The sequence below is a fragment of the uncultured Halovibrio sp. genome, assembly GCF_913056445.1.
Taxonomy (GTDB): domain Bacteria; phylum Pseudomonadota; class Gammaproteobacteria; order Pseudomonadales; family Oleiphilaceae; genus Halospina; species Halospina utahensis_B.
The window spans coordinates 1-24,032 of sequence record NZ_CAJXMA010000003.1 but is presented as its reverse complement, the minus strand read 5'-3'; the positions used below and the strand labels follow the sequence as shown (position 1 = coordinate 24,032).

The 24,032-nt window shown below is 64.3% G+C and carries 25 protein-coding genes and 2 riboswitches; of the genes, 14 read left to right on the top strand and 11 right to left on the bottom strand.

The window, feature by feature from the left end; translation table 11 throughout:
* Positions 1-57: 57 nt before the first annotated feature.
* A complete protein-coding gene (locus tag QZ501_RS01580; RefSeq protein WP_160898944.1) occupies positions 58-987 on the bottom strand; it encodes a PA2778 family cysteine peptidase in 930 nt (309 codons plus the stop codon).
* Positions 975-1,376 carry a PA2779 family protein gene (locus tag QZ501_RS01575; RefSeq protein WP_202405662.1) on the bottom strand — a complete coding sequence of 134 codons (402 nt, stop codon included), beginning with the start codon at positions 1,374-1,376 and terminating at the stop codon, positions 975-977. The genes QZ501_RS01580 and QZ501_RS01575 overlap by 13 nt, the downstream gene beginning before the upstream one ends.
* 108 nt (positions 1,377-1,484) lie before the next feature.
* On the opposite strand from QZ501_RS01575, the gene QZ501_RS01570 reads away from it, so the two are divergent.
* The 3 genes from QZ501_RS01570 to fetB are packed head-to-tail and all read left to right on the top strand — an operon-like array spanning position 1,485 to position 3,547.
* Positions 1,485-2,135, top strand: coding sequence for a hypothetical protein (locus tag QZ501_RS01570; protein WP_202405663.1), 651 nt, complete (start codon positions 1,485-1,487; stop codon positions 2,133-2,135).
* A gap of 10 nt (positions 2,136-2,145) precedes the next feature.
* On the top strand, positions 2,146-2,757 hold the full coding sequence (locus tag QZ501_RS01565) for an ABC transporter ATP-binding protein (RefSeq protein WP_295716652.1): 612 nt from the start codon (positions 2,146-2,148) through the stop codon (positions 2,755-2,757).
* Positions 2,744-3,547: an iron export ABC transporter permease subunit FetB gene (fetB, locus tag QZ501_RS01560; protein ID WP_151439751.1), complete on the top strand. Its 804-nt coding sequence runs from the start codon at positions 2,744-2,746 to the stop codon at positions 3,545-3,547. Before QZ501_RS01565 ends, fetB begins: the two co-directional genes overlap by 14 nt.
* A gap of 217 nt (positions 3,548-3,764) precedes the next feature.
* Here the strand turns inward: fetB and QZ501_RS01555 are convergent, their stop codons facing one another.
* Positions 3,765-4,616, bottom strand: coding sequence for a class I SAM-dependent methyltransferase (locus tag QZ501_RS01555; RefSeq protein ID WP_151439752.1), 852 nt, complete (start codon positions 4,614-4,616; stop codon positions 3,765-3,767).
* A 502-nt stretch (positions 4,617-5,118) separates the two neighbouring features.
* Between QZ501_RS01555 and QZ501_RS01550 the strand changes: the two genes are divergently transcribed.
* The 4 genes from QZ501_RS01550 to QZ501_RS01535 are packed head-to-tail and all read left to right on the top strand — an operon-like array spanning position 5,119 to position 8,558.
* Positions 5,119-5,676 carry a nicotinamidase gene (locus QZ501_RS01550; RefSeq protein ID WP_295716650.1) on the top strand — a complete coding sequence of 186 codons (558 nt, stop codon included), beginning with the start codon at positions 5,119-5,121 and terminating at the stop codon, positions 5,674-5,676.
* Positions 5,673-7,034, top strand: coding sequence for a nicotinate phosphoribosyltransferase (locus tag QZ501_RS01545; protein ID WP_363174384.1), 1,362 nt, complete (start codon positions 5,673-5,675; stop codon positions 7,032-7,034). Before QZ501_RS01550 ends, QZ501_RS01545 begins: the two co-directional genes overlap by 4 nt.
* On the top strand, positions 7,027-7,368 hold the full coding sequence (locus QZ501_RS01540) for a TraR/DksA C4-type zinc finger protein (RefSeq protein ID WP_151439755.1): 342 nt from the start codon (positions 7,027-7,029) through the stop codon (positions 7,366-7,368). Before QZ501_RS01545 ends, QZ501_RS01540 begins: the two co-directional genes overlap by 8 nt.
* Positions 7,369-7,376: 8 nt before the next feature.
* Complete coding sequence (locus QZ501_RS01535; RefSeq protein ID WP_151439756.1) at positions 7,377-8,558, top strand: cation:proton antiporter; 1,182 nt, start codon at positions 7,377-7,379, stop codon at positions 8,556-8,558.
* On the opposite strand, the gene QZ501_RS01530 is transcribed toward QZ501_RS01535, so the two are convergent.
* Positions 8,544-9,104, bottom strand: a complete 561-nt coding sequence (locus QZ501_RS01530) for a DJ-1 family glyoxalase III (RefSeq protein ID WP_295716646.1) — start codon at positions 9,102-9,104, stop codon at positions 8,544-8,546. The two genes, QZ501_RS01535 and QZ501_RS01530, sit on opposite strands and share 15 nt — an antisense overlap.
* A gap of 21 nt (positions 9,105-9,125) precedes the next feature.
* On the bottom strand, positions 9,126-9,740 hold the full coding sequence (locus tag QZ501_RS01525) for a Yip1 family protein (RefSeq protein ID WP_151439758.1): 615 nt from the start codon (positions 9,738-9,740) through the stop codon (positions 9,126-9,128).
* A 178-nt stretch (positions 9,741-9,918) separates the two neighbouring features.
* On the opposite strand from QZ501_RS01525, the gene QZ501_RS01520 reads away from it, so the two are divergent.
* The gene (locus QZ501_RS01520; protein ID WP_160898949.1) at positions 9,919-10,650 is read left to right on the top strand and encodes a sulfite exporter TauE/SafE family protein; all 732 of its coding nucleotides are present in this window, start codon (positions 9,919-9,921) and stop codon (positions 10,648-10,650) included.
* Between the two features lie 30 nt (positions 10,651-10,680).
* Here QZ501_RS01520 and QZ501_RS01515 read toward each other — a convergent pair whose 3' ends face one another.
* Entirely contained in the window at positions 10,681-11,667 is a 987-nt protein-coding gene (locus QZ501_RS01515; protein ID WP_237416561.1) for an AraC family transcriptional regulator, read from the bottom strand.
* Between the two features lie 122 nt (positions 11,668-11,789).
* On the opposite strand from QZ501_RS01515, the gene QZ501_RS01510 reads away from it, so the two are divergent.
* From QZ501_RS01510 to QZ501_RS01500, 3 genes are read left to right on the top strand one after another with little or no spacing between them, the layout of a single operon-like run.
* Positions 11,790-12,713: a sterol desaturase family protein gene (locus QZ501_RS01510; RefSeq protein ID WP_295716641.1), complete on the top strand. Its 924-nt coding sequence runs from the start codon at positions 11,790-11,792 to the stop codon at positions 12,711-12,713.
* Positions 12,692-13,705 (top strand): D-arabinono-1,4-lactone oxidase, encoded by a 1,014-nt coding sequence (locus QZ501_RS01505; protein WP_295716639.1) that lies wholly within the window; start codon positions 12,692-12,694, stop codon positions 13,703-13,705. The genes QZ501_RS01510 and QZ501_RS01505 overlap by 22 nt, the downstream gene beginning before the upstream one ends.
* Positions 13,698-14,897, top strand: coding sequence for an alanine racemase (locus QZ501_RS01500; RefSeq protein WP_160898952.1), 1,200 nt, complete (start codon positions 13,698-13,700; stop codon positions 14,895-14,897). The genes QZ501_RS01505 and QZ501_RS01500 overlap by 8 nt, the downstream gene beginning before the upstream one ends.
* A gap of 7 nt (positions 14,898-14,904) precedes the next feature.
* Here QZ501_RS01500 and QZ501_RS01495 read toward each other — a convergent pair whose 3' ends face one another.
* From QZ501_RS01495 to QZ501_RS01475, 5 genes are all read right to left on the bottom strand, one after another.
* A complete protein-coding gene (locus tag QZ501_RS01495) occupies positions 14,905-15,825 on the bottom strand; it encodes a metal-dependent hydrolase (RefSeq protein ID WP_295716635.1) in 921 nt (306 codons plus the stop codon).
* 161 nt (positions 15,826-15,986) lie between these two features.
* The gene (locus tag QZ501_RS01490; protein ID WP_295716633.1) at positions 15,987-16,934 is read right to left on the bottom strand and encodes a metal-dependent hydrolase; all 948 of its coding nucleotides are present in this window, start codon (positions 16,932-16,934) and stop codon (positions 15,987-15,989) included.
* A 151-nt stretch (positions 16,935-17,085) separates the two neighbouring features.
* Positions 17,086-17,871: a MerR family transcriptional regulator gene (locus QZ501_RS01485; RefSeq protein ID WP_151439795.1), complete on the bottom strand. Its 786-nt coding sequence runs from the start codon at positions 17,869-17,871 to the stop codon at positions 17,086-17,088.
* A gap of 103 nt (positions 17,872-17,974) precedes the next feature.
* Positions 17,975-19,462: a PepSY domain-containing protein gene (locus QZ501_RS01480; protein ID WP_295716630.1), complete on the bottom strand. Its 1,488-nt coding sequence runs from the start codon at positions 19,460-19,462 to the stop codon at positions 17,975-17,977.
* Positions 19,462-21,396, bottom strand: a complete 1,935-nt coding sequence (locus QZ501_RS01475) for a TonB-dependent receptor (RefSeq protein ID WP_295716628.1) — start codon at positions 21,394-21,396, stop codon at positions 19,462-19,464. Before QZ501_RS01475 ends, QZ501_RS01480 begins: the two co-directional genes overlap by 1 nt.
* A gap of 137 nt (positions 21,397-21,533) precedes the next feature.
* Positions 21,534-21,747: riboswitch (cobalamin riboswitch) on the bottom strand.
* Positions 21,748-21,818: 71 nt separating this feature from the next.
* Positions 21,819-22,030, top strand: a riboswitch (cobalamin riboswitch).
* 47 nt (positions 22,031-22,077) lie between these two features.
* Here QZ501_RS01475 and QZ501_RS01470 point away from each other — a divergent pair.
* The 3 genes from QZ501_RS01470 to QZ501_RS01460 all read left to right on the top strand — a co-directional run bounded on the left by QZ501_RS01470 (position 22,078) and on the right by QZ501_RS01460 (position 24,027).
* Positions 22,078-22,650 (top strand): cobalt-precorrin-5B (C(1))-methyltransferase, encoded by a 573-nt coding sequence (locus tag QZ501_RS01470; RefSeq protein ID WP_295716626.1) that lies wholly within the window; start codon positions 22,078-22,080, stop codon positions 22,648-22,650.
* Between the two features lie 224 nt (positions 22,651-22,874).
* Positions 22,875-23,318, top strand: a complete 444-nt coding sequence (locus QZ501_RS01465; RefSeq protein ID WP_295716624.1) for a RidA family protein — start codon at positions 22,875-22,877, stop codon at positions 23,316-23,318.
* A 121-nt stretch (positions 23,319-23,439) separates the two neighbouring features.
* Positions 23,440-24,027, top strand: a complete 588-nt coding sequence (locus QZ501_RS01460; protein ID WP_295716622.1) for a uracil-DNA glycosylase — start codon at positions 23,440-23,442, stop codon at positions 24,025-24,027.
* Positions 24,028-24,032: the final 5 nt, after the last annotated feature.

Genomic DNA, 24,032 nt, shown 5'->3' with positions numbered 1-24,032 from the left:
GTATTTCCTGTTTATACGCTCCAGACTAGCAGTGCGATTGAAAGCTGCCGCCCGGGTTCACTTCGCCGGGCAGTGGATCACCGGGCAGGCCGCCGTGCTGCCTGCTGGTGTGGGGGCTTCCGGAAGAGTCGTGTCGGCGCAGCCCGCCGCGTGCCGGGCTGCCAGAGGGCAGCCCCTGCGTGCCAGGAGCGTGGCGAGGTTGAGCCATCCAGCGGTAAGCTCCGGGGCTTCCCGGGTCAGAGTGATGAACTGGGACAGAGCCTGCTCCGTCTCCTCCTGTGCGTAGAGGCTGTTGGCGAGCCCAAAGCGGGCGGCCGAGGCATCCGGCCAGTGTGCCAGGGCGGTTCGATAGGCCTGCTCCGCCAGGGGCAGTTGCCCCAGCTCTTCCATATCACTGGCCGCGGCCAGCCAGGGCAGTGGCCGTGCTGTGGCCGGAAGTCGATCCGGCGGGGTCATGACCATGGCCCAGTGGTCGGCGCGCGCCCAGCTGGCCAGGAAGGGACGGACCGGTTCCGCATGCCGGGGCCGGGTGTCGGTGTGCAGGATGATCCGGTCACGGCCGCGGTCGTAGCCAATGACCACGGCATAGTGCCACTGGGGCCACCAGTCGAGCCCCAGGTTCTGCATCACCAGCACCGGGTTACCCGCTTCCACCTCCCGGAGGATGGCTCCCAGCTCCGGTTCCAGTGGATAGGCCAGCAGGCCGTGGGCGCGGGCGGTGGCAACCATTTCCACCTGGAGCGAGCCGCCGCGTTCCGGCACATAGACCTGGTCCACGAGACGTTCCGGTGTGGTGGCGACGGAGCGGTGGTTCAGGACCGTGGCCAGGGCTGCGGGGCCGCACTGGTAGGCTTCCTGGGGATGGAACGGGACCCCGTCAATGACGTGGCTGGCCGAGGAGCCGGTGTGTTCCGGCCACTGGGGCTGGCTGGCGCAGCCGCCCAGAAGGAGGACGGCGGCCAGCAGCAGGGCTGTCAGTTGATGCAACGGACGAACGAGAAGATGTTGGTGGCGCAGAGCATGTCGGTAACAATGAACACCAGCACAAAGAGCACAATAATGCCCACGACGCCTTCACCGGCGGGTGCCTGGGAAAGCTGTTCGTTGAAGGAGGCCAGCTCCTGCTGTGTCAGGTTGTTGATGCGTTCCGACACCTGGGCGCGATCCACGCCCATGCGCTCCAGGGTTGCCTTGACCTCGTCCCGGTCAAGCATGGCGCGCAGCTCCTCACGGTCGTGCTGGAGCTGCTGGTCGGCCACAACGCTGCCGGTTTCAATCATATCCGCTGAACCCATGAGCGGCATGCAGGCCAGAAAGAGCATGGCCAGAATCTGGATGAACGCCACACGGCGCATGGGCAGACGCTGGTACAGCATGGTGTGCCTCCTTCTTTACGGATTTCCCCGGAGTCTAAAGTTCTGGCGGGGATTCGTCACTGGCCGGAACGCGACCTATAATGGCTGCTTCAATCAGGAGGGGGTGTTTTGGAGCGAGCCCGAGTCGTTGCCGGCCTGATGGCCGAGGCCTGCCATGAGCTGCATAACGCCTGGGCGCCGGCATGCCGGCTGCGCACGCGGGTGGGCTCGGGGCGTGCTACCTGGCACCGCTATGATCCCCGCCGTGATGACCATTGCATTACGATTGGTACACTCATGGTCGCGGACAAGGCCCAGCCGGCTCTCTGCGGCGGCTGGCTTTCCACACGGGAGATCCAGGGGCGCGGCTACTTCGGCGGTGCCGTTTCGGAGCTCAACCTGCTCGCCCATGGCTGCTGCCACGAGTTCGCCCACCTGCTCCAGACCCGTTCCGGCGGGCGGCGATACGGCCAGGTGCATAACGCCGCTTTCTATCAGTGGCTGGATCAGCTTCACAGCGCCGGCGCCGCCCATGCCCTGCGCGGCCGGCTGGCGGAGGAAGCCCAGACACGGGGAGTCGTGCTGGCCACTGACATCGTCAGTACCGCCGGAGAAACGGCGCTCCGGGACTTCTCCCCCGGTGACCGGGTGCGTTTCGGACCCGGCCTCCAGGGGCGGATCCGGCGGGTGAACCGGCGCACCTGCACCGTGGACGGCACCGGGCCCTGCCGCGGCCGACGCTATCGGGTACCACCACAGATGATGACTGTTACAGGCTGATCACAACCCCATGAACCAGACCCTGATCCTTAATGGCCTTGCCACCGGCGAGCTGGATGCGATTGACCTGACGGTGCCCCCGGGAGGCATCGTCTGTCTCTCCGCCCCTTCGGGCTCCGGAAAATCACGGCTGCTGCGTGCGGTGGCCGACCTGGATCCCCATGAGGGGGAGGTCCGTCTCGATGGGACTCCGGCACACAGCCTGAAAGCCAACGAGTGGCGCCGCCGCGTCATGCTGGTGCCCGCCGAGAGCCGCTGGTGGCATGACACCGTGGGCGAACACTGTGGCATACCCCGTGAGTCCGACCTAACGGCACTGGGGTTTGAGCCTGATGTCCACCAGTGGCCCGTCAGCCGCCTGTCGTCCGGCGAGAAGCAGCGCCTGGCGCTGTATCGCGCCCTGTCACTGGACCCCGAGGCCCTGCTGCTTGATGAGCCCACCGCCAACCTCGACGAAGCCACCCGTGACCGGGTCGAGCAGTGGCTGGTCAAGCGCATCCACGACCAGGGCCTGCCGGCACTCTGGGCCACCCATGACCCCAGCCAGATTGCCCGCGTGAGCGATACCCACTACCGCATCAACGGCCGTCGGCTGGAGGAGGCCTCCCATGGAACTGATTGAGCTCCAATACTGGCAGCTGGCGCTTGCCTCCGTGCTGGTGCTGCTTCTTGCAGGCTGTTCCTGGTGGGTTCGCCTTGGTTTCGGCCGCTCCCTGGTGATTGCCGCAGTGCGGACCACCATCCAGCTCTCGCTCATCGGCCTCGTTCTTGAGGCCCTGTTCAGCGTCGGCGCCCTGGGCTGGGTGGCCCTTATGGGCGTGGCAATGGTGATACTGGCCGGTCGTGAAGTCATGATGCGCCAGCGCCGCCGCCTCAGGGGCGGCTGGGCCTTCGGCATCGGCACCTCCGCCATGTTCGTCTCCGCCTTCACCATTGCCGTGATGACCCTGCTCATCGTCATCCGCCCCGATCCCTGGTACCAGCCCCAGTACGCCATCCCGCTGCTGGGCATGATGCTCGGCAACACCATGAACGGCATCGCCCTCAGCCTCGACCGCCTCACCGACACCGTCTGGCGCCAGCGCGAAGACATCGAAGGCCGCCTCATGCTCGGCCAGCGCTGGCAGGACGCCATCAGCGACATCCGCCGGGAAGCCATGCGCTCCGGCATGATTCCCACCATCAACATGATGGCCGCCGCCGGTCTCGTCAGCCTCCCCGGCATGATGACCGGCCAGATCCTCGCCGGCAGCCCACCCGCCCTGGCGGTGAAGTACCAGATCCTCCTGATGTTCACCATCGCCGCCGGCACCGGCTTCGGCACCATGCTGGCGGTGACGGCGGGGAGTTACCGTTTATTCGATCAGAGACAGCGACTCCGGACTGACCGGATCACGAACCCAACGCATTAGGTCGGACTATTCGAAAACTCAGGGATCGCAGGGTGGGGGAGGTCTTACCGGGAAGCTCTGGAGCCATGGATGGCGGAAGAGCAGCGTACACGGATGTATTTACAGCGATTCCCGGTAAGACCTCCCCCACCCTGGGAGCCCGTCTTTAACAGTCCGGACACAAAAAAGCCGGCCCCGCGAGGCCGGCTTTTCAATCCAGGTTCACCTGTTCAGGTGATTACTGGGTCTTCTTGAAGCGGAAAATCCCCCAGGTCAGGTAACCACTGTTACCGCCGTTGACCCAGTTCTTCAGACCCGTCTTCATGCGGTCAATGTACTCCTGGGACACCAGGTTCTTCTCGACCAGCTCCTTCTCACGACGCTCAGTTTCCTCCAGAACCCGACCGTAATGACGCGGAAGGTGAGGCGTGTTGTCCTCGAAGTCCACTTCTTCCATGCCATTGCGACGGCAGGCATCCCGGTAGAAGCCAGGGGAGCCCAGAGTATCCAGATGCAGGCGGTCCAGAATCGGCTGCAGAACGCCATCCGGGCAATCATCCGCCATCATCGGATCCGTGAAGATGAACAGACCGCCCGGCTTGAGAACGCGGCCAACCTCCTCGATCACCTTCTCACGGTTGCCGCTGTGAAGGAACGAATCCTGGGAAAACACCACATCAAAGGTACCGTGCTCGAAGGGAAGCTCCTCGAAGTTGCCATCCACGACCGTGATCCTGTCCTCAAGGCCCGCGTCCTTGTTGAAGCCGCGGTTGCGATCGTTCTCGACCTCGGACAGGTTCAGGCCCGTTACATCCAGCCCCAGCGCCTGGTGGAGGTAGCGACCGGAACCGCCGAAACCGGAGCCCAGGTCCAGCAGCTTCTGGCCGGGCTGCACGTGGGGCTTCATCAGCTCGCCCATGTGCTCAACGATCCGGCGGCTGGCGTCAAGGATCGGCTCCTGATCATCCTTGTAGAGGCCAACGTGCAGATCCTCACCTCCCCAGACGTGGAAGTAGAAATTATCGGCATCGGTGCTGTTGTAGTAGTCACGTGCTGTGTTGACGGCTTCACTGTCATACTTCTCGGTCATGAGATCAGACCTCCTCAGTCTGTTGCTTTCCTCGGTAAACGGTTTCCCGCAGCAGCGGATGACGCTTCACACCAGACGATCCGGGGACGATAACCATAGCCACCGCCACGTTACGACGCTGTCCGGCTGGCCGCTCGCCTGCGCGCAGCGGCGCTGCCTGTCTATTTCTGAATCAGTTCTTCTGGTCAGGGAAAGTGTCCATCACGTGTCCGACGAACGTCAGACCAGACCATGCGGGCAGCTTTCCTGCTCAACGGCCTCTCGGTGAGGCCAGACCGAATCGCCCCGCCGGGCAGCGCCATGCGGGACGGGGATTCAAGCAGCGGGGTCACAGCCTTCTGGCTGAGCCCGGGTGGTTGCGGGTTTCGTTTACACCCTACCGGCTTGAGAGAAGATTTCAAGTCCCCCTGGTGGATCGCGGGGGCTCTGATGCTTGATTCAGCCTGGCGCTGGAACCATAGTCGGTACGTGGAAAACCCGATTCAGTCCGGAGGAGGTTCCCATGAACCCGTCCTATGAGAGTGATGATGCGCTCATCGTTGTGGATGTCCAGAACGATTTCTGTCCCGGCGGCGCGCTCGGGGTGGCAGAGGGCGATGCTGTGGTGCCGGTGCTGAACCAGGCCATCGAAGCCGCCCGTCAGGCAGGTGTGCCCGTGGCCGCCTCCCGGGACTGGCATCCCCAGAGCCATTGCAGCTTTGAGGCCCGGGGTGGTCCCTGGCCGCCGCACTGCATTCAGGAAACCGAAGGCGCTGCCTTCCATCCGGATCTGGTACTCACGGACAATGCCCACCTGGTCTCCAAGGGCACCTTCGAGGGTGAGGACCAGTACTCAGCACTGGATGGGACGGGCCTGGGTGACTGGCTGAGGCACCAGGGTGTCCGCCGGCTCTGGATCGGAGGCCTGGCGCAGGATGTCTGCGTTCGGGCCACGGTTATGGATGCCCTCAGGGAAGGCTTTGCCGTGAATCTGATGCAGGAGGCCACCCGGCCCGTGGATCCCGATGGCGGTCGCAGGGCACTGGAAGAAATGCGCGAAGCCGGCGCCAACATCGTCTGAAGCTGGGAGCGCGCATGCTGTTCACCGACCTCTACGAACTCAGCATGGCCCGCGTCTACCACGCGGAAGGCCTGAACGGGGATGCTGTTTTTGAGCTCTTTTACCGGCGTCTTCCGCAAGGCCGGAACTATGTGCTCAGCTGTGGGCAGACCCGGGCGTTACAGGCGCTGCTCGATTTCCGCATCACGCCGGAAGAGATTGATTGGCTGGAAGGGCTGGGCCGTTTCCCCGGCGACTTTCTGAAAATGCTGTCCGGACTGCGCTTCACCGGGGACGTGGATGTCATCCCGGAGGGCAGCGTGGTGTTCCCGCTGGAGCCCGTGCTCCGTGTGCGGGCGCCGCTGATCCAGGCCCAGCTGGTGGAAACCCTGCTGCTCAACACACTGCATGCCCAGAGCGTGCTGACCAGCAAGGCAGCGCGTGTGGTGCAGGCCGCGGCGGGACGGCCGGTGATGGACTTTGGCGCCCGCAAGGCCCATGGCCGCGAAGGTGCCATGAATCTGGCCCGTGCGGCCTGGGTCGCTGGGGCTGCTGGAACCTCCAATGTTGAGGCCGGGCGCGCGCTGGACATCCCGGTTCTGGGGACCATGGCGCACAGCTTCGTGCAGGTTTATGGCGATGAGGCGCAGGCTTTCCGCGCCTTCAGCCACTACTGGCCGGAGACCACGCTGCTGGTCGACACCTGGGACACCCTCAACGGTGTGGATCGGGTGATCGAACTGTTGCGCAGTGCCGGGGAAGGGCCGCGGCCTGCTACTGCTGTTCGGCTGGACTCCGGGGATCTGCTCGAACTATCCCGCGCTGCCCGTCAGCGCCTGGATGCGGCTGGCTTCCCGGAGGTGAAAATCATTGCGTCTTCCGGGCTCGATGAGTACGCGATCCGGGATCTGGTTGGATCCGGTGCCCCCATCGACGGCTTCGGCGTTGGCACTGAATGGGCAGCGGTTTCGGACGCGGCAAGCATCGATTTCGCCTACAAGCTGGCCGAATACAAGGGTGAACCGCGGATCAAGGCCTCCAGCAATAAAAGTACCTGGCCTGGTCCTAAGCAGGTGTGGCGCCACAGCGAGCAGGGGCGAATGGTCGGAGACACAGTGGCTGCCGCCGACGAACCGGCGCCGGAAGGTGCCGAGCCTCTGCTGCGGCCGGCTATCCGCGCGGGTGAAGTCTGCACTGGGGCCCTTCCCCCGCTGCAGGCAGTACGTGAACACGCCGCCCGGGAACTGGCTGCCCTGCCGGAGGCACTCCGGTCGCTTACACCAACGGATACCCATTACCCCGTTGCCATCAGTGATAGACTCGAAAGCCGTAAACAGCAACTGATTCAGAGGTATCGGGGCAGAAAGGGCGATGACTGAGGAACTGGATCCGGAAACCTGGCGACAGCGGCTCCTGGATCTCCGCGAGGAGCTGCAGGCGATTGAGCGTGAAGGCGGGAGCTCGACCGGTACAGTGGAGCTGGACCAGCAGCGCATGGGTCGGCTTTCACGCATGGATGCCCTGCAGGGCCAGCAGATGGCGCAGGCCTCGGCGCGGCGCCGTCAGGAGATGCTGACGCGTATCGAGGGCGCTCTGCGGCGCATTGAGGCCGGGGATTTCGGGGACTGCTTTGTCTGCGGCGAGGCCATCGGTGAGAATCGGCTCAGTGTGGACCCTACCGTTACGCGCTGTATTGACTGCGTCAACGCCTGAGAGACCTGATGACGGACCCTGGAACCACCGTTACACACCTGATCGTGATCGGATTGCTGCTGAGTGTCAGCGTTCTGGCTGACGCCATCGCGACCCGTACCCGCCTCCCCCGCATTTCTCTGCTGGTATTGATCGGCGTCCTGGTCGCCGCAGTGCAGCAGGGCATTCTGGGGTACGCTGAGGCGCGCCCGCTGGGCGAGCTCAGCGAGCCACTGATCACCCTGGCACTGGTTATGGTGGCCTTCCTGCTGGGTGGGGAGCTGACCCTGGACCGGTTGCGTGCTACCGGGCCGGCCATCCTTGTGATCTCGCTGAGTGTGATCGGCGTGGGTGCGGTCGCGGTGGCGGCCGGGTTGCTGGGAGTGGGCTATCCCCTGGCGGTGGCCTTCTCTCTCGCTGCCATTTCGGTGGCCACGGATCCGGCGGCCGTGAGTGAAGCCATCCGTGAAACAGGAAAGGATGACACCCAGTCCCGGGTGATACGCGGAATTGTGGCCATTGACGATGCCTGGGGCATCATCGTGTTCGGGCTGGTGATGGCCGGGCTGGGTTTTCTCGTTTCCGGGGATGGCGCAGGCGCGCTTCTTGAGGCTGGCTGGGAACTGGGCGGGGCGGTGCTTGTCGGTGTGGGGCTGGGCCTTCCGGCGGCCTGGCTGACCGGCAGGCTGCGGCCAGGGGAGCCGACCCAGTCTGAAGCACTGGCACTCGTCTTCCTGATTGCAGGCCTGTCCGAATACCTGCATCTCTCCTCCCTTCTGACCGCGATGGTTGCGGGCTTTGTGATCGTCAACGTCACTCACCACCACACCCGTTCCTTCACCGAGATTGAGCACATTGAATGGCCGTTTCTGGTCTTTTTCTTCGTGCTTTCCGGAGCCAGCGTGGATTTTGCGTATCTGGGGTCGGCCGGGGGGCTGATTCTGACCTATATCGGCCTGCGGGTTTTGGGGCGTTATGTGGGCGGACGCCTGGGCGTGACTCTGCTTGGCCACCGGGGGCGGGATTTGAGCCCGGGTATCGGGCTGGCGCTCACACCGCAGGCAGGGGTTGCCATGGGCATGGCACTGCTGGCAGCCGAGCGTCATCCGGAGCACGGCAGTCTGATCGTGGCGACCGTGGTGACATCCACCATTGCGTTTGAGCTTCTCGGCCCCCTGCTGGTGCGGCGGGTGCTGTCACGCGCCGGGTAGGACCATAGGGGCGGCGACCTCGTCGCGCTTCGCCCGGCCGCACAGATGTTCCACCAGGGTCAGGGCGAACGCCAGTGCCGTGCCGGGCCCCTGGCTGGTAATGCAGTGCCCGTCGACCACCACCCGCTCACCAATCCGGCTCTGGTTGGTGAGCTTGCTCTGGAAGCCGGGGTGCGCGGTTGCCGCGTGGCCCTCAAGCAGTCCATTGGGTTCCAGTGCCACAGCCGGGGCCGCACAGATGGCCCCGTAGAGTCGGCCGGCTTCCTTCTGGGCCCGCAGCATCCCCACCAGGGGGGCACTGTCGCCCAGGTTCCGGGCTCCCGGCATGCCGCCGGGAAGCGCTATGAGGTCGAAGGTCCGGTCGCTGCAGTCCGTAATCAGGGTGTCGGCAGTGATCCGCGTCTCCCGGGCCGCGGTGACAGTGGCATCAGCGTGCACACTGGCCACGGTTACCTCGACGCCGGCGCGGCGGAGTACGTCAATGATGGTGACGGACTCTATGTCCTCACTGCCGTTGGCAATGGGGACCAGTGCCGTTGCAGTCATGGATCCTCCTTCTGTGGGGGCTTAAAGGCCTGCCTCAACAAAGGTGGGGCCAAAGCCGAAGTTCCACAACAGGCCGGTGGTCGCCAGGGTACTCACGAGCAGTACCAGTGCGAGCGTCAGGATGCCGCCGCAGTAGACCATCGACTGTTCCTTGCTCATGCCCATCACTACGGGCACCCCTTTCCACATCAGCCAGGCGCCATAACTGGCGGCTGCCAGCAGGATCATGGCATTGCCCCAGGGGTCCGGGTAGAGCAGGGTCAGGCCGGCGATGTACATGGGCGTGAGTGAATAGGCCACCAGGGCCAGGGCGTTGTTGCCGTTCTCTTCCTTCTCCGCGCCAAAGGTGGTGGCCATCCAGTTGATGCCGTAACCCAGGGCGAAACTGCCTGCGAGAATGGCCAGGTAGGTCAGGATGACCAGCTGCATGGCACTGTCCGGTGTCAGCTTGATGAGCCGGTCACCGATGGTCCACCCGGTTTCCACGGTGCCGATATAGGCGGAGATCGGTCCGATCAGGGCCAGGATCACGATGTAGAGGCCGTACACCACCATCGGTGTGGGTTTTTCCTGCTTGATGGCCGCCCATTCGGTTTCAGGGCGGAAGAGCATGCCAAAGGCGTGACTGAGGATCATGGTGCAATTCCCTGTTTTGTTGTTGGAGCGGGACCTTTCAGGCCCGGAACGGTTACCAGTGTAATACACCATGGAGACAGTGCGTTAAGCGCCGCATCACTGCATTGCGTTATATCAAGACGGGCACGCGGATCCGGTTCTGGTAGACTGCGCGCTCCATGCTTGGGAGTGGTGGATCATGGCGGAACTGGCGCTGTATCAGATACTGCTTGCGAATCTCGTGGTTCTGGCCGGAGCCTGCCTGCAGGGGGTTGTGGGCTATGGCATCGGCACCCTGTCCGCGCCATTGCTGTTTCTTATCAGCCCCGTGCTGGTGCCTGGTCCGCTGACCCTGAACGCCACCCTGCTCACCGTCATGATGCTGGTGCGCAACCGGATGGCGGTGCGCGTCCGCGAGGTGCGTCTGGCGATCGGCGGCGGCGTGGTCGGAACCTGCCTGGCCGCTGCTACCCTTATGGCGATTTCACCCCGGGGGTTCGAACTGATATTCGGCGTGCTGATCCTGGTGGCTGTGGGGCTGAGCGTGGCTGGCTGGCGACCGCGCCTGAGCGGGCGCAGCAGTGTTCTGGCCGGCATGGCCTCGACCTTCATGGGGACCATTACCGCCGTGGGTGGCCCGCCCATCGCCATGATCTACCAGAACGAGCGCGGCCCACTGGTACGCGCCAACATGTCCGCCTTCTTTCTGTTCGCCAGTCTCCTGAGTCTGAGCGCGCTGGCATTCTCAGGCTATCTGGGAGCGCGCGAGTGGCTGCTTTTCCTTGTGACCTTCCCCGGCGTGATTGCCGGATTCCTGCTGTCCGCGCATTTTGTGGGGCGGATTGATGGCGAACGGCTGCGTGGCCTGATTCTGGGCATTGCCGGCCTCGCCGGGGCGGCGGCCCTGGTGCGGGGGCTTTTGAGCCTGTAGTCAGCACCGGAACCGTACCATGTGGTGGGCTCAGTGGCAGGGCGTATTCCGCCAGCTGCCCGGCGGCTGGCGGTGCCAGCGCTGGAAGGCACGGGTAAAGGCGCTCTGCTCGGAATACCCCAGCAGCAGGGCGATGTCATTGAGGCTCAATGCCGGGTCGGCGAGGTACTGGTGGGCGAGCCGATTACGGGCGTGGTCCAGCCACTGCTGCCAGCTCAGGTCATGGCGGCCCAGGCGGCGTTGGAGTGTGCGTGGTGCCATGTGAAGGGCCCGGGCCATGCGTTCAAGGCTGGGGTTACCCTCGGCGAGAAGACGCAGCAGATGGTGGTTCAGGCGTTCTTCCAGGCGCTGGTCGTCCGGCAGCAGCCCCAGCTGGGCACTGGCCTGGCGGTCGAGCAGGGCCCGCAGGGTTGGGTCCCGCCGGGGCATGGGCAGCTGCAGGTGCTGCACCGGAAAGCGCATGCGCACGTGGGTATCACCGAAGGTAACGGGGCATCCGAAGAAGGCCTCATAGGCACGGGCACGCTCGCTGTCCGCCCGTTCGTGGAAGCTCACGGATAAAGGTGGAGGCGGGTCTTCCAGCTGTCGGCGCAGGAAAGTGACCAGGGCCGCAATAGCGGCGCCGTCGGCCTGCAGTCCCAGCGGTTCCGGCCCCTGGGGCCACCGGATCTCGGCATCGGAACCGGTTACGTCTATTTCGGCCAGTTGTTCGCCGTAGAACAGGCGCTCGTAGCGCTGGTAGGCGAGCATGGCATCACCCAGGGTGTCGCAGGCCAGTACCAGGTAACCCAGGACCCCCACGTGGTGGGGCTGGACGCAGGCCCCCACCGCCAGTTCCGGGGCCGGCTCGCTTTCGGCAAGTGTCAGCCCTGAGGCCAGCAGGTCCCGCCATACCGGTACGGGCACCGTGTCGTCCGGGGCATAACGGGCGAGGCGGTCCCGGGTGTCAGGGGCGTCCAGCCGCTGCTCGTCGAGCCAGTCCGTCAGCAGGCCGGTCCAGGCACCGTTGATCCGCATGGCCATCTCCCGTCAGGCGTTATGGCGTCAATCATCAAAATGGTGGCGTGAAAAGTCAATATGGGCGCTGGGCGTTGATCAATACTGGTGTCGTACGAACGAACCCGGGAGGGGCAACAGGCATGACACTATTTGAGATGATGCACGCCGTTCTGGCGGACAGCGGCCTGCTGGCGCTGTGGGTGATCGCCAGTGAGTGGCTGGCCCTGGATGCCCGGCAGCTGGTGTTCGTGGTGGCGACGCCCGTCTTCCTGCTGGTGGCGCTTTGGGAATACCAGAAACTCAAGCATGATCCGGACCGGATGGACGGCCGCGAGGGTGTAAAGAACTTCATGCTTGGGGCCGGCTATCAGACCACCGAACTGCTGTTTGCCGGGGTCATCGCGTTTCCCGTCTATTCACTGCTCTATCACTACCGACTGTTCGACATTGAGCTGAACCTGCTCACCGGACTGCTGACCTTCATCGGCGTGGATTTCTGCTTTTACTGGCAGCACTGGGCCGGGCACCGCATCCGTTGGTTCTGGGCGGCGCACGTGGTGCACCATTCCTCGCCACGGCTGAACTTCACCACCGCCATGCGCCAGAACGCCACCAACATTTTCAACGGCACCTGGCTGTTCTACCTGCCGCTGGCGTTTGTCGGCTTCAATCCGGTCTGGATCGGCATCGCCTATGCCCTGTCGCTGGTGTACCAGTTCTTCATCCACACTGAGCTGGTGGGCAAACTCCACCATTGGGCCGAGTTTGTGTTCAACACGCCCAGTCACCACCGGGTTCACCACGGCTGCAACCCCGGCTACATTGACCGCAACTACGGGGGCGTGCTGATCATCTGGGACCGCCTTTTCGGCACCTTCGTGGATGAGAAGGAAAAGGACCCACCCGTCTATGGCATCACCACCCCGGTACCGGGCGATGACCTGATCACGCTCTGGACCCATGAATACGTGGACATGTTCCGTGACATGAGGATCCGGGGGCCGGTGGCGCAGCAACTCAAGCACCTGTGGAAGCCGCCCGAATGGCAGCGGGAAAGCGACTGAGCGGGCCGGGGGTCTGTGCCGTGACACAGTCCCTGGCCGGTGCCGTTGCTACCGCCACTCATGGTACGGGGCGCAACCTGCCGTGCCTTGCCGCCGACATCACCGGGGTGCGACTGCTGACCGCTGCGGGTGAGGATCTGACGATCACACAGGAGGAGGATTCCGACCGGTTGCGGGCGGCCCAGGTGTCATTGGGAGCGCTGGGCGTTATCCACGGGCTGCGCGTGGCGTTGCGACCGTCCTTCCGGTTGCATCGCCGGACCTGGGCGGAACCACTGGGGTCGATTATTGCGGATGCCGCCGCCCGCTGGGAACGTCACCGCAATTTCGAGTTCTTCTATATTCCCTTCTCCGGCTGGGGCATGTGCATTGCTCATGATGAGACCGCCGCGGCCCCCACGGAACGCGCGCCCAGCACGGATGACGAGGACCTTATGAAGGCGAAGCGCCTGCGGGATCTGACCCGCTGGTGCACGCCCCTGCGCCGGGCCATTCTCAGCCGGGTTGTGCGCGGCGTGACTCCCGAGGACGTGGTGGGCGACAGCTGGCGGCTTCTGGCCAGCGAGCGTAATGTGCGCTTCAACGAGATGGAGTACCACCTGCCGCCGGAGAATGCCCTGGATGCGCTGCGCGAGGTGATCGAGGTGGTGGAGCGTGAGCGCCGGGACGTGTTCTTTCCCATCGAGGTGCGCCAGACGGCGGGCGATGATGCCTGGCTGAGCCCGTTCAATGGCGGCCGGCGCATCTCCATTGCCATGCATACCCACGCCCCGGATGAAGACGAATGGCTGTTCCGCCGGGTCGAGCCGATCTTCCGCCGCGCCGGTGGCCGTCCGCACTGGGGCAAGCTGCACTCGCTGGGAGCCCCGGAACTGGCGGAGCTTTATCCGAACTTCGAACGCTTCCTGACACTGCGCCGGGAACTGGACCCGAACAACAAGCTCGTGAACGCGCACACTGCCAGGCTCTGGGGGGAGCCGCACCATGACTGATCCAGGGCGCGATGCCTATTTCCAGGCCCTGCAGTCTGCGCTGATCGACGCGGGGGTAGCCGGCCCGACCCTGGTGGTGGACCGCGCCCGCCTGGACGCCAACATCGACACCCTCATGGGGGACCTGCCGGAGGGCATGGGCTACCGCATCGTGACCAAGTCACTGCCGTCGCCGAAGCTTCTGGCGCATGTGCGCGAACGCACTGGCAGCGATAAGCTGATGACCTTCAACCAGCCCATGCTCAAGGCCCTGGGTGAGCTGATGCCGGACACGGATCAGCTACTCGGGAAGCCGTTGCCGGAGGCGGCGGTGTGGGCTCACCTCTCGCAGCTTCCGGAGCCCCGCCAGCAGGCACTGGATCGGATCCAGTGGCTGGTGGATACGCCCCAGCGCCTGGCCCAGTACGAGCGGCTGGCGGAGGCGTTCGGGGTGAGGCTTCGAATCAGCCTGGAGCTGGACGTGGGGCTCCATCGCGGTGGCTTTGTGACGGGGCGGCGGTTGGGGGAGGCCCTGGAACGGCTGGGCAACAGTGACCGGCTGATGCTGTCCGGCTTTATGGGGTATGAGCCGCATCTGGCCTCCATACCGGAGCTCCTGGGGTGGCGCCGCCATCTGCTGAGGCGTGCTAAGACCGCTTACCGGGCGGTCATCGAACAGACGGAATCCGTCCTCGGTGCCGGTGTGGTGGAATTGCTGACCCGCAACGCGGGCGGCAGCCCGACCTACCGCATGCACCCGGAAACAGACGTTGCCAATGAGGTTTCGGTGGGGTCGGCGCTGGTCAAACCAACCCATTTCGATATCCCGGAACTGGCACCGCACAAGCCGGCCTGCTTCATTGCCACGCCCGTGCTCAAGGGACCGGCGCCCACCCGCATACCGGGCCTGGAGTGGGCGAGCGCCCTGGGGCGGCGGCTGCGGCCGAAGACGGCCAGTGCACTCTTCATCCACGGGGGCAACTGGCAGGCGGATCCGGTGGATCCGCCCGGCCTTCATTACAACCGGATTCTGGGTCGCTCCTCCAACCAGGAGATGCTCAACGGGGACCGCCGGCTGGCCATTCAGCCGGACGAGTTCGTGTTCTTCCGGCCCCACCAGAGTGAGGCCGTGTTCCTGCAGTTCGGCGACATCGCCGTCTACGAGGACGGCGCCATCGTGGACTGGTGGCCGGTGCTGCCGCCCTCCGCCTGAGAATGGCTCAGTGCCGGGTGGCGTGGGCCGCGATGGCTTGCTGGTAGGCCTTTTCCGCTTCCTCGGCCAGCTCATCCAGCCCCTGCAGGTGGTGGCTGTTGTTCTGGTGCCAGGGGTGGAAGCTGTACTTGAAGTATTCCAGCCATGACGGGATCTGGCGGCGCAGCAGGCCGGGGCGGCCGAGCAGGGTGTTGAGCACCGTCAGGTGACCACGCCAGCCTTCCCGTTGGCAGGCCTCGCTGGCGGCCGTCATCTGCAGGTAGAAGCGGGTGACGTTACTCCAGAAAAGCGTGGTGGCCCGCATCATCCCCACGGCCCGGTGTACATAGGCGCGCGGGCCACGGCCCACGCACTTCTCCCAGACGTCGTAGCACACCGACTTGTGCTCGACTTCCTCCATGGCGTGCCACTCCCACATGCGCCGGTAGTCTTCCTGGGAGCCCTCGAAGATCTCGGGGTGGTCCAGCATGAAGCCGCCCATGAGCGCGGTGAAGTGTTCCAGTGCGATAGTCTCGCACAGCAGATCCTGGCGGCTGCCATGTTTCTTGAACCAGTCCAGCATCTGGCGTACCTGCTGGTCGAGACGCCCGGCGGGCAACCCGGCCTCTTCCATGAGCTGGTTGTATTCCGCGTGCTCGCGGCTGTGGTAGGCCTCCTGAGCGATGAAGGCGGACGCCGCCCGGCGCAGGTCCGGATCCGGGATTTCATCGCGGTAGGCGCGCACGGCATGGATGAACAGGTGCTCGCCCGCCGGAAAGAACAGTGACAGGGTGTTCATGAACTGGCTCAGGTGCGGCCCCATGGCGTGCCAGTCGTGGATGCGTTCCTTCGGCGGCAGGAAATGCAGGTCCCGGCGTTCCGGGATGACCATGTCGTCCTGGGTGGCCTCCGTTGTGTGCTGGTCGTTGGCGGCGGTGGATGTGGCCATGACGCGTCCTCCCTGTTCAATGGGTGTCTACCCAATGTAACGCCGGTCTGGATTGGGACAAGGCCGAAGCGACGCAGGTACGCGTCAGGTTGGCGAGCGTGCATAAAAAAGGCCCGGGCGGACCGGGCCAAGGGGTTGGGGAGCTCTTGCAGTCCCGAAGATCAGTGATGGGTATGGTGGTGCTCGCGGCCATGACCGGCCATGGCCTGCTGGTACGCTTCCTCGGCCTCTTCCGCCAGCTCATTGAGATGCGCGATATGGTGGCTGTTGTTCTGCTGCCAGGGATGGAAGCTGTACTTGAAGTATTCCAGCCACTCCGGGACCTGGCGGCGCAGTACACCCGGCTTGCCGAGCAGGGTGTTGAGCACCGTGAGATGGCCGCGCCAGCCTTCCTTGCGGCAGGCCTCGCTGTTGCTCACCATCTGGAAGTAGAAGCCCACGACCAGCGGCCAGAAGATTACCGTTGCGGTCGTCATACCGAAAGCGCGCTTGAGATAGGCGGTTGGGCCGCGGCCGATGCACTTCTCCCAGACGTCGTAGCAGACGGCCTTGTGCTCAACTTCCTCCATGGCGTGCCATTGCCACATCCGCAGGTAATCATCCTGGGAGCCTTCCATCACCTCCGGATGGTCCAGCAGGAATCCGCCCATGAGCGCAGTGAAGTGCTCCAGAGCGATGGTGGCATTGAGCGGCATGCTCTTGGGGGTGCGTTCCTTGAGGAAATCCAGCAGTGACCAGACGAAGGCGTCCAGCTTATCGGCCGGAAGCCCTTCTTCCTGCATCAGCTTGTTGTATTCGATGTGTTCGCGGCTGTGCATCGCCTCCTGGCCGATGAAGGCGGTGGCTGCTTTCTTCAGGTCCGGGTCCGGAATCTGATCGCGGTAGGCGCGCAGGGCGTCGATGAACAGCCGCTCGCCGGCCGGGAAGAACAGGGAAAGGGCGTTCATGAACTGCGTCATGTGCGGCCCCTGGGCATGCCAGTCGTGGATACGCTCCTTCGGCGGCAGGAAGTGCAGATCCCGGCGCTCTGGCATCACCATGCCCTCGTCGCCCGGGCCCTGGATGCTCTCGTCGGATTCGTGTTCTTTGGCTGCGGTTGCGGCTGTCATGGCGGCCCTCCCCTTGATGATTGTCAGCCCTCATCAATCTGACATTGATGAAAGTCACAATGCTCAATGTAACAGTATTCGGGGGAGCGACAAGGCCCGCGTGACGGAGGGTGACGTCATGAGGGCCAATCGTGGCGTCACAGCGGGTGGGTCAGCCGGAGTTGTCCTGGGATTCCGGCAGGTTCAGGTGGTCCAGGATGTAGGCCAGCCGGTCGCCCAGGTGGCGATCCGCGGCCTTCTGCATGGCCCGGGCGACCTCCGGTAGCACGGCCATTTCCACCAGTGGCCGAAGGCGCCATATGAGCTGTGCGAGTTCCTCGGATTCACCGGGCGGCGGCATATGCTGGCCGTAACGGCTGAAGATGTGGCGCTCCACCAGCTTGACCATCTCTTCCGCCGCCTGCTCGACGTTGTGGCGCAGGTAGGCCACGACATCCAGCATGTCCTCCAGCGGGATACCGCTTTTTGCCAGTTCCGAGCCGGCGTGCAGGATACGCGGGCTGGGAATACGGTAGCGCCGCCCCTCGGGGATGATCAGCTCCAGTTCCTCCGCGCGCTTGAGCGCACTCCCCATGAAGATGCTGCCGAAGCGCTGGACCAGTTCACGCTTGGTCACGAACTCGGGCAGTTCATCCGACCAGGGGCTGACCACTGCCTTCTCGAGCCCCAGGATGTGCTCGATACCGTTGCCGCTTTCCCAGCTCTCCACCAGCTCGGCAATGTTGTTGAGCGTGTAGCCGCGCTCCAGCAGCCGACCGATGATGCGCAGCCGCGACAGGTGGGTCTCGCTGTAGATGCCCTTGCGGCCGCGACGTTCGGGCGGCGGGATGAGACCGCGCTCCTGGTATACCCGGATATTGCGCACCGTCATCCCGCTGGCACGCGCCAGCTGGTCGATGGAGAACTCGCCGGATTCCTGGTTGCCGCTCTGCGCCATGGGCGGTCTCTGGCCGTTTCATGAGTGAAAACGGCATTTTAGCGTGGAACTGCGGGGATGAATAGCGCCATCTGACCATTGGGTGATGGCGCTGTGGCCAGCCTCACGCTTTTCGCCGCCGGCGCAGGTGCCGGATCGACAGCCAGGTGCCGGTGAGGCACAGGACGGTGCCGCCGCTCATCAGCGCGAGCACGAGCCCGTACCAGAACAGACTGCCCGGATTGAGGATCGGGAAGTCGAGGCTGTGCAGGCCGTTGTACAGCCAGCGATTGAGTCGGCTCAGCGGCGTTGAGTGCTGGAGCGGGCGGCCTGTGGCCGGGTCGATGTAGAGTCTGGCTCCGCCGTCGTAGTCGGCCCGATAAACCGGCAGGGGCGGGCCGTCGCCGCCGATGCGCTCGGAGCGGCCTGCGTAGTAGTGCGCGTCGTAACGCGACTGGCGGGTGATCCCCGTCAGACTGGCGTCCTCCACTGGCGCCAGGGCGGATCGGATCACGTCCGGTGGCAGCTGCCCCGCCGCAACCGGAACATCGATCCCGGGACGACTGGTATGGAGCTGTTCGTTGCCGTCTTCGTCCATCGCTTTGTAATAGACCCGGCCGTGGAAACGGTGCAGCTGCAACTCATGCGGGCGCCGGTCCGAGAGCGTGGCGATGGCCGACGGCGCGGCAACGTCATCGTGGGCGCCGGGGCTGCTGCGGCCCAGGTGCTGCGTGAGGGCGGGCTCGCGGTCGACCCACGTCCAGTGGAAGGGCGCCATCGACAGCAGCCCGCTGAACACCCAGGTGGTGGCCAGCGCGCCGAAGGTCAGCCCCAGGTAATGATGCCACCGGAACCAGCCACGGAACGGGCTTATCCCGCCCCGACGTTTGTTGCGGCGCATCAGTATGAGCCCCAGAACCACGCCGCTGAGGCAGGCCAGAGTACCGATGCCGGAGAGCCAGAGGACCACCTGGCGCCAGAGCCCGGACAGATCCCGCAGCTGGGTGGGATAGATCCAGTGGATGACCGGCCCGGCATAGCCCCAGACCCGTTCGTGGAAGGTGGTGCTGTGGATCACCTCGCCGGTGGGCCGGGACAGATACAGGTGCGTGCCGGCTTCATCCGACAGGGCCACTCGCCACAACGGCGCCGGTGCCCGGACGTGGCTGTTGACGGTCCACTGGTCCGGGCCGTCCAGTTGCGTGATCGAGGCCACCCCGCTGCCGGAAAGGGAGTCGGCCCGTTCCACCGCCTGCTCCCGGTCCAGCGGGGGCGCGGGCTCACCCGTGTCGGCGAAGGCACTGTGCCACTGGCCGTCGTCGTCCATCGCGTGCAGGCGCGGGCGTTCACCCGGCCGGTTGATGCGAAGCCCTTCGGGATCGTCCAGACCCAGCCGGGCAAGCGCCTGTGATGGCGCCACAGTCAGCTCACTCATCGCCAGCGGCTGCAGCCAGGCCATGCGTTCATGGTCCGGGGTCCTCGGGTAACCTTCGAACATCATGACGATCCCCGAGGCGAACCACAGCAGCAGGATCAGGCTCATCCCGAGCCCGAGATAGCGGTGGAGCGGGATGAGCCAGCGCAGGGTGCGTTGCTTTAGCGGCCCTGTCATCAGAAGCTCCGGCTGTATTCAAGCTGGACGTTGCGGGGCGGGCCCAGGGTCTCCAGCCGGTAGGGATCGCCCTTGGAGGGCGTGGCCTGAGCGACCCCGTTGGCATATTGCCTGTCCCTCAGGTTCTCCAGGCGCAGGGTGATCCGGTGGGCGCCATCGGCTCCGAATTGACGCCAGGCGCTGGCGCTCAACAGGGTGTGATCGCCGTAGGATTGCCTGCCGATGTCCGCCGTTGTGGTGGCGACTTCGCCGGTGTGGCGGGCGTTGAGCTGCCAGCCCTGGTCATTGCCCTGCCAGCTGAGTGTGGCGTTGGCATGCCATTCGGGGATGTCGGCGATCTGTTCATCGCTGCCCCCTTCGCGGGCATCAGCCCAGGTGGCGTTTAAGTCCAGCTGCCAGCCGCGGTCGCCGCCCAGATTGAGCATCGCCTCAGCGCCGTGCACCCGGACCGTCCGATTACTGTTGGCGTACTGGCCATCCTGAACCGTGATGAGGTTGTCGATTTCGCGGTAAAAGCCCCCCAGATGCCATTCGACGGGCCTGCCGATGTGTCCGGTCAGTGACACATTGCTGTTGATGCTTTCCTCCGGCTCCAGGTTTTCATTCCCGGCCGGGAAGTCCTCGTCAATCACGAACATCTCAAAAGCCGAAGGCAACCGGAAGTTGGTGCCGACACTGGCTTTCAGGTTGAGGTCCCGGGACAGCGGTTGCTTCAGGCTGATGTTCCAGATGCTGTGATCATCGGCGAAGTTGGAGTGGTTGTAGCGGGCGCCCAGGGCCAGGTGGGTACTGGGTGAAAAACTCAGGTGTGGCCGGTACTGGACAAAGCCTGCGGTGACAGCCTCGGTCTTACCATCAATGCGCAGCGAGTAATCCTCGCCCTGGTAGCGCTGGTAATCCACGCCGCCCAGAAGCTGCGAGCCGCCGTCGGTCGTGTGACGGCCGGTCAGGTTGATGCCGTAGTCATCAAATCCCCACTCCGCGCGGTCGCTGATGAGTGTGATGTTGCGATCCGCGTCCATGTTCAGGCGGGTGTAGTCGGTCCACCAGTCGTGCCAGTAGGCTTTGATGAAGTAACCGTTCTGTTCATTCACCTGGTGATCCCACTTCAGGGAGACAATGTGCTCGTCGCGGTCGTTGACCGCCTTGAAGTTGTTGGAGGCCCGGGAGAAGTCAGCTTCAACATCGTTGCGAAGCACAAGCACATTCAGCGATTGGCCTGTGCCCGCATCCAGCTGGTAGCGACCACCGTAGGAGCTGCGGGTAAAGCCGCGTTTCTGGCGTCGGGCGCTGTCCTGAAGTGCGGTATCGCGGTAGGGCTGATAGCCGTCTGAATGGTCGTGCTCACCGAACACCAGCCAGCGCCCATAGTCATTGCGGTTGCTTACATGGCCGGCGAGGCGGCGGTCACCCAGTGACCCGATGGCACCGGTGAGGGTGCCCCCTGAATCCTTTTCAGGTTTACGCAGCACAATGTTCACAACACCGGCCACCGCCTGGGTGCCGTAGAACAGGCCCTGGCCGCCCTTAAGGATCTCAATGCGCTCCACCATATGAGTGCTGATGGAATCCAGCGGCGAGGTGCTGCCGAACAGCCGGTTATTGATGCGGACACCGTCCACCAGCCAGAGCACATCCTGGCTACGTGAGCCCTGGATGGCGATGTCGGCGTAGTCACCGCGGCCGGTCTTGGGACTCAAGTAGACGCCGGGCACGTTTCCCTGGAGTGCCTGACCGACATCGCTGATGCCGGTCCGTTCGAGCTCCTGAGCGTCGATGACTTCCAGTTCCGCGCCGTAATCGGACAGCTCCGAGGGAAGGGTTTCTTCAAGGGCAGAACCCTGGACTACCAGCTCGTCCAGTGCCATATGGTGATCAGCCCCGAGCGCGGACACTGGGGATACAAGGGCGAGTAGTAGACAGAGTCGTTTCATACAAGGTGCTCCAGCACTGAATCCATTAGTGATGGAGCCCTCACGCGGGCAGGCCGACAGGGGGTCAGCGGTTGTAACACCGGTCCGTTGGCGGCCCGAACACCTCAATCGCGAAGGCTCGGCTTCCGGCCCTTCAGTAATGTGGACCGGGCTTCGGCAGGTCTTCGGACTCAGGGGCGGGCGCCATTGCCTGGCGCTGGCCTTGGATCACGGCTTCCCATCCGGTCAGGACAGTGCCCGGGTTACCCCCTGTGATCCTTGTTCCCCAATACCGCTGCGCGTCAGTCCCGGACTCTCACCGGGTTCCCCAGCGCTCCTCGTGGAGCGCTGACCGAAGCGTCGGGGAGCCTAGGAAAGTCGCTGATGAAAGTCAAAGGCGGTTGGTGTCAGTTTGACCAGGCGGTGGCAATCCTCTAGGATTCGATCCTCTTTCGTCCCTGGGTGGTCAGCATTCGTTCGGATGCCTGGCTGAAACGGGAACCCGGTGAGAGTCCGGGACTGCCCCCGCAACGGTGAATGCTGGGCGCGGATCATACCCCGCCACTGTGATGGTGCCATCATGGGAAGGCGATCCGCCCGAACCGATCAGGTTCCAGCATGAGTCCGGAGACCGGCCCAGTGGGAACAGCATCGAGCGCGCGGCGGGCGCGCTGGTGACGCTGGCTGACCCGTAACCGACCCATGCGTCCTGAAACCCCGGAACACAACGGCCCACTTCGACAGGGGCTATCCACCGGTGCCTGTGCCACGGCCGCCTCGGTAGCTGCCGCGCGTGCGTTGCTGGCGGGTGTTGAGGAGCGATGCGTAAGTATCCGGTTGCCCCGAGGCGAGGAGCCGGCCATGACTATCGAGGACCTGGCGGTGACCGGCGTAGCCGCCACCGCCGGCGTCATCAAGGACGCCGGGGATGATCCCGACGCCACCCATGGTGCGCGGCTCTGGGTACGCCTGGAGCTGGGGAGTGAGCCGGGCGTACGCTTCCATGCCGGGGAAGGGGTGGGTACCGTGACCCGTTCCGGTCTGCCGATAGCCGTGGGCGAAGCCGCCATCAATCCGGTGCCCCGGCGCCTGATCGCCGAACACCTTGACTCCATCGCGGCAGATACCGCCTACGAAGGCGGCTTCGATGTCAGCGTCGGCATCGACGACGGTGAGGCCGACGACGTGATTCACGCGTTCACGCCGGAGGGCGGCCGTCCGGAACCGCTCCGGGTTGCCCGATTGGCAGCGCGGGGACTGGTCGAGATGGAGTGAATCACGTAGCGGGAGCGCCCGCCCGGAGACAGTGTGACACTGGCCGCCGAGACAACGGGCGGATCGGAGTCACTACTTCAGCTACCGCAGCTGGGTTATTATCTATAGCTAAATTGAGGACAGGATTTCGTAACTGTCTGAGTGGTAGCAATGTCCTATTTTGTCCTGTTTTAGCGATAGCTAAAGACAGACTGATCGTCCGAGGCTGTATACGTAGAAACACAATGGCAGAAAGCAGAACGCAGGCGAGGAACACTGTAGAGCCCGCAGAAACGAACGAACAGACGAATATCAACAGTAGTGTGACCCGGTACGAAGGCGATCAGCCGACAGAGCACAGCGTCTACGGCACGCGCCAGCAGGACAGCCAACTCATGTTCTTCGACGGGCAGGTCCCCGACGCGGAAACGGTTCGCAGCGGCGATGTCCGGGAACAGACGCTGGCCGTGCTCGATCAGATTCGTGCCATGGCCGCCGAATCCGGTCTCGAATCGCGTGACCTGATGCGGACGACGGTGTACCTCACGGAGATGGACCAGCTGGAAGGTGTCAAGCAGGCGTACGCGGCGTTCTTCGACGGGCAGCGACCGTCACGGACCGTCGTCGGTGTCGCAAGCCTACCGAACGATGCGGCGGTGCAGATCGAAGCGACGGGCGTAAAGCGGTAATCGGTGGCGAATCTGGGCAGCTATTGTCACTGAACCCAGCGGAACCGGATTCCGGCCGGAAGCCTGGCGACGGACCGCTGCGTTTGAGAGCCCCCGGTGCAAACGACGGGACATGGAGCAGATGGACGGCCTCGACGTCGTCGGCTGTGAGCGCTGTGACGAGCTCTGTCGCTCGCGCTCGCGAATCGTCAACGGCGTCGGCCCCGCGGACGCGGACCTGCTGTTCGTCGGCGAGGCCCCCGGCGCGAACGAGGACGAGGAAGGCGAGCCGTTCGTCGGACGTTCGGGGAGTATCCTCGACGACGCGCTCCGCGATGCGGGGCTGGCTCGCGCCGACGTCCGGATCACGAACTGCGTTCGGTGCCGTCCGCCGGACAACCGCGATCCGACGAGCGACGAGCTCGCGAACTGCCGCGGGTACCTCGAACGGGAGCTCTCCCTTCTGGATCCCGAACTGGTCGTGACGCTCGGGAAAGTACCCTCCGAACACCTGCTGGATCGCTCGGTCGCGGTCACCAAGGAAGCCGGCGACGTCGTCGACGTTCGTCTCGGCGATCGCTCCTACCGCACTATCGTGTCGGTCCACCCCGCGGCGACGCTGTACGACGGCAGCCAGCGGGAGACGTTCTTCGAGACCATCGCGCACGCGGCCGACCTCGCGGGCGTGAGCGAGCGCGACGGCGGCCAGTCGAACCTGGGATCCTTCTGAGATCG

What these genes read in the sequence shown, in the direction of transcription:
- QZ501_RS01575 (WP_202405662.1), bottom strand. Translation starts at nt 1,376, where the DNA reads ATGCTGTACCAGCGTCTGCCCATGCGCCGTGTGGCGTTCATCCAGATT.
- QZ501_RS01565 (WP_295716652.1), top strand. Translation starts at nt 2,146, where the DNA reads ATGAACCAGACCCTGATCCTTAATGGCCTTGCCACCGGCGAGCTGGAT.
- fetB (WP_151439751.1), top strand. Translation starts at nt 2,744, where the DNA reads ATGGAACTGATTGAGCTCCAATACTGGCAGCTGGCGCTTGCCTCCGTG.
- QZ501_RS01555 (WP_151439752.1), bottom strand. Translation starts at nt 4,616, where the DNA reads ATGACCGAGAAGTATGACAGTGAAGCCGTCAACACAGCACGTGACTAC.
- QZ501_RS01550 (WP_295716650.1), top strand. Translation starts at nt 5,119, where the DNA reads ATGAACCCGTCCTATGAGAGTGATGATGCGCTCATCGTTGTGGATGTC.
- QZ501_RS01540 (WP_151439755.1), top strand. Translation starts at nt 7,027, where the DNA reads ATGACTGAGGAACTGGATCCGGAAACCTGGCGACAGCGGCTCCTGGAT.
- QZ501_RS01535 (WP_151439756.1), top strand. Translation starts at nt 7,377, where the DNA reads ATGACGGACCCTGGAACCACCGTTACACACCTGATCGTGATCGGATTG.
- QZ501_RS01530 (WP_295716646.1), bottom strand. Translation starts at nt 9,104, where the DNA reads ATGACTGCAACGGCACTGGTCCCCATTGCCAACGGCAGTGAGGACATA.
- QZ501_RS01525 (WP_151439758.1), bottom strand. Translation starts at nt 9,740, where the DNA reads ATGATCCTCAGTCACGCCTTTGGCATGCTCTTCCGCCCTGAAACCGAA.
- QZ501_RS01520 (WP_160898949.1), top strand. Translation starts at nt 9,919, where the DNA reads ATGGCGGAACTGGCGCTGTATCAGATACTGCTTGCGAATCTCGTGGTT.
- QZ501_RS01515 (WP_237416561.1), bottom strand. Translation starts at nt 11,667, where the DNA reads ATGCGGATCAACGGTGCCTGGACCGGCCTGCTGACGGACTGGCTCGAC.
- QZ501_RS01510 (WP_295716641.1), top strand. Translation starts at nt 11,790, where the DNA reads ATGACACTATTTGAGATGATGCACGCCGTTCTGGCGGACAGCGGCCTG.
- QZ501_RS01505 (WP_295716639.1), top strand. Translation starts at nt 12,692, where the DNA reads ATGGCAGCGGGAAAGCGACTGAGCGGGCCGGGGGTCTGTGCCGTGACA.
- QZ501_RS01500 (WP_160898952.1), top strand. Translation starts at nt 13,698, where the DNA reads ATGACTGATCCAGGGCGCGATGCCTATTTCCAGGCCCTGCAGTCTGCG.
- QZ501_RS01495 (WP_295716635.1), bottom strand. Translation starts at nt 15,825, where the DNA reads ATGGCCACATCCACCGCCGCCAACGACCAGCACACAACGGAGGCCACC.
- QZ501_RS01490 (WP_295716633.1), bottom strand. Translation starts at nt 16,934, where the DNA reads ATGACAGCCGCAACCGCAGCCAAAGAACACGAATCCGACGAGAGCATC.
- QZ501_RS01485 (WP_151439795.1), bottom strand. Translation starts at nt 17,871, where the DNA reads ATGGCGCAGAGCGGCAACCAGGAATCCGGCGAGTTCTCCATCGACCAG.
- QZ501_RS01480 (WP_295716630.1), bottom strand. Translation starts at nt 19,462, where the DNA reads ATGACAGGGCCGCTAAAGCAACGCACCCTGCGCTGGCTCATCCCGCTC.
- QZ501_RS01475 (WP_295716628.1), bottom strand. Translation starts at nt 21,396, where the DNA reads ATGAAACGACTCTGTCTACTACTCGCCCTTGTATCCCCAGTGTCCGCG.
- QZ501_RS01470 (WP_295716626.1), top strand. Translation starts at nt 22,078, where the DNA reads ATGCGTCCTGAAACCCCGGAACACAACGGCCCACTTCGACAGGGGCTA.
- QZ501_RS01465 (WP_295716624.1), top strand. Translation starts at nt 22,875, where the DNA reads ATGGCAGAAAGCAGAACGCAGGCGAGGAACACTGTAGAGCCCGCAGAA.
- QZ501_RS01460 (WP_295716622.1), top strand. Translation starts at nt 23,440, where the DNA reads ATGGACGGCCTCGACGTCGTCGGCTGTGAGCGCTGTGACGAGCTCTGT.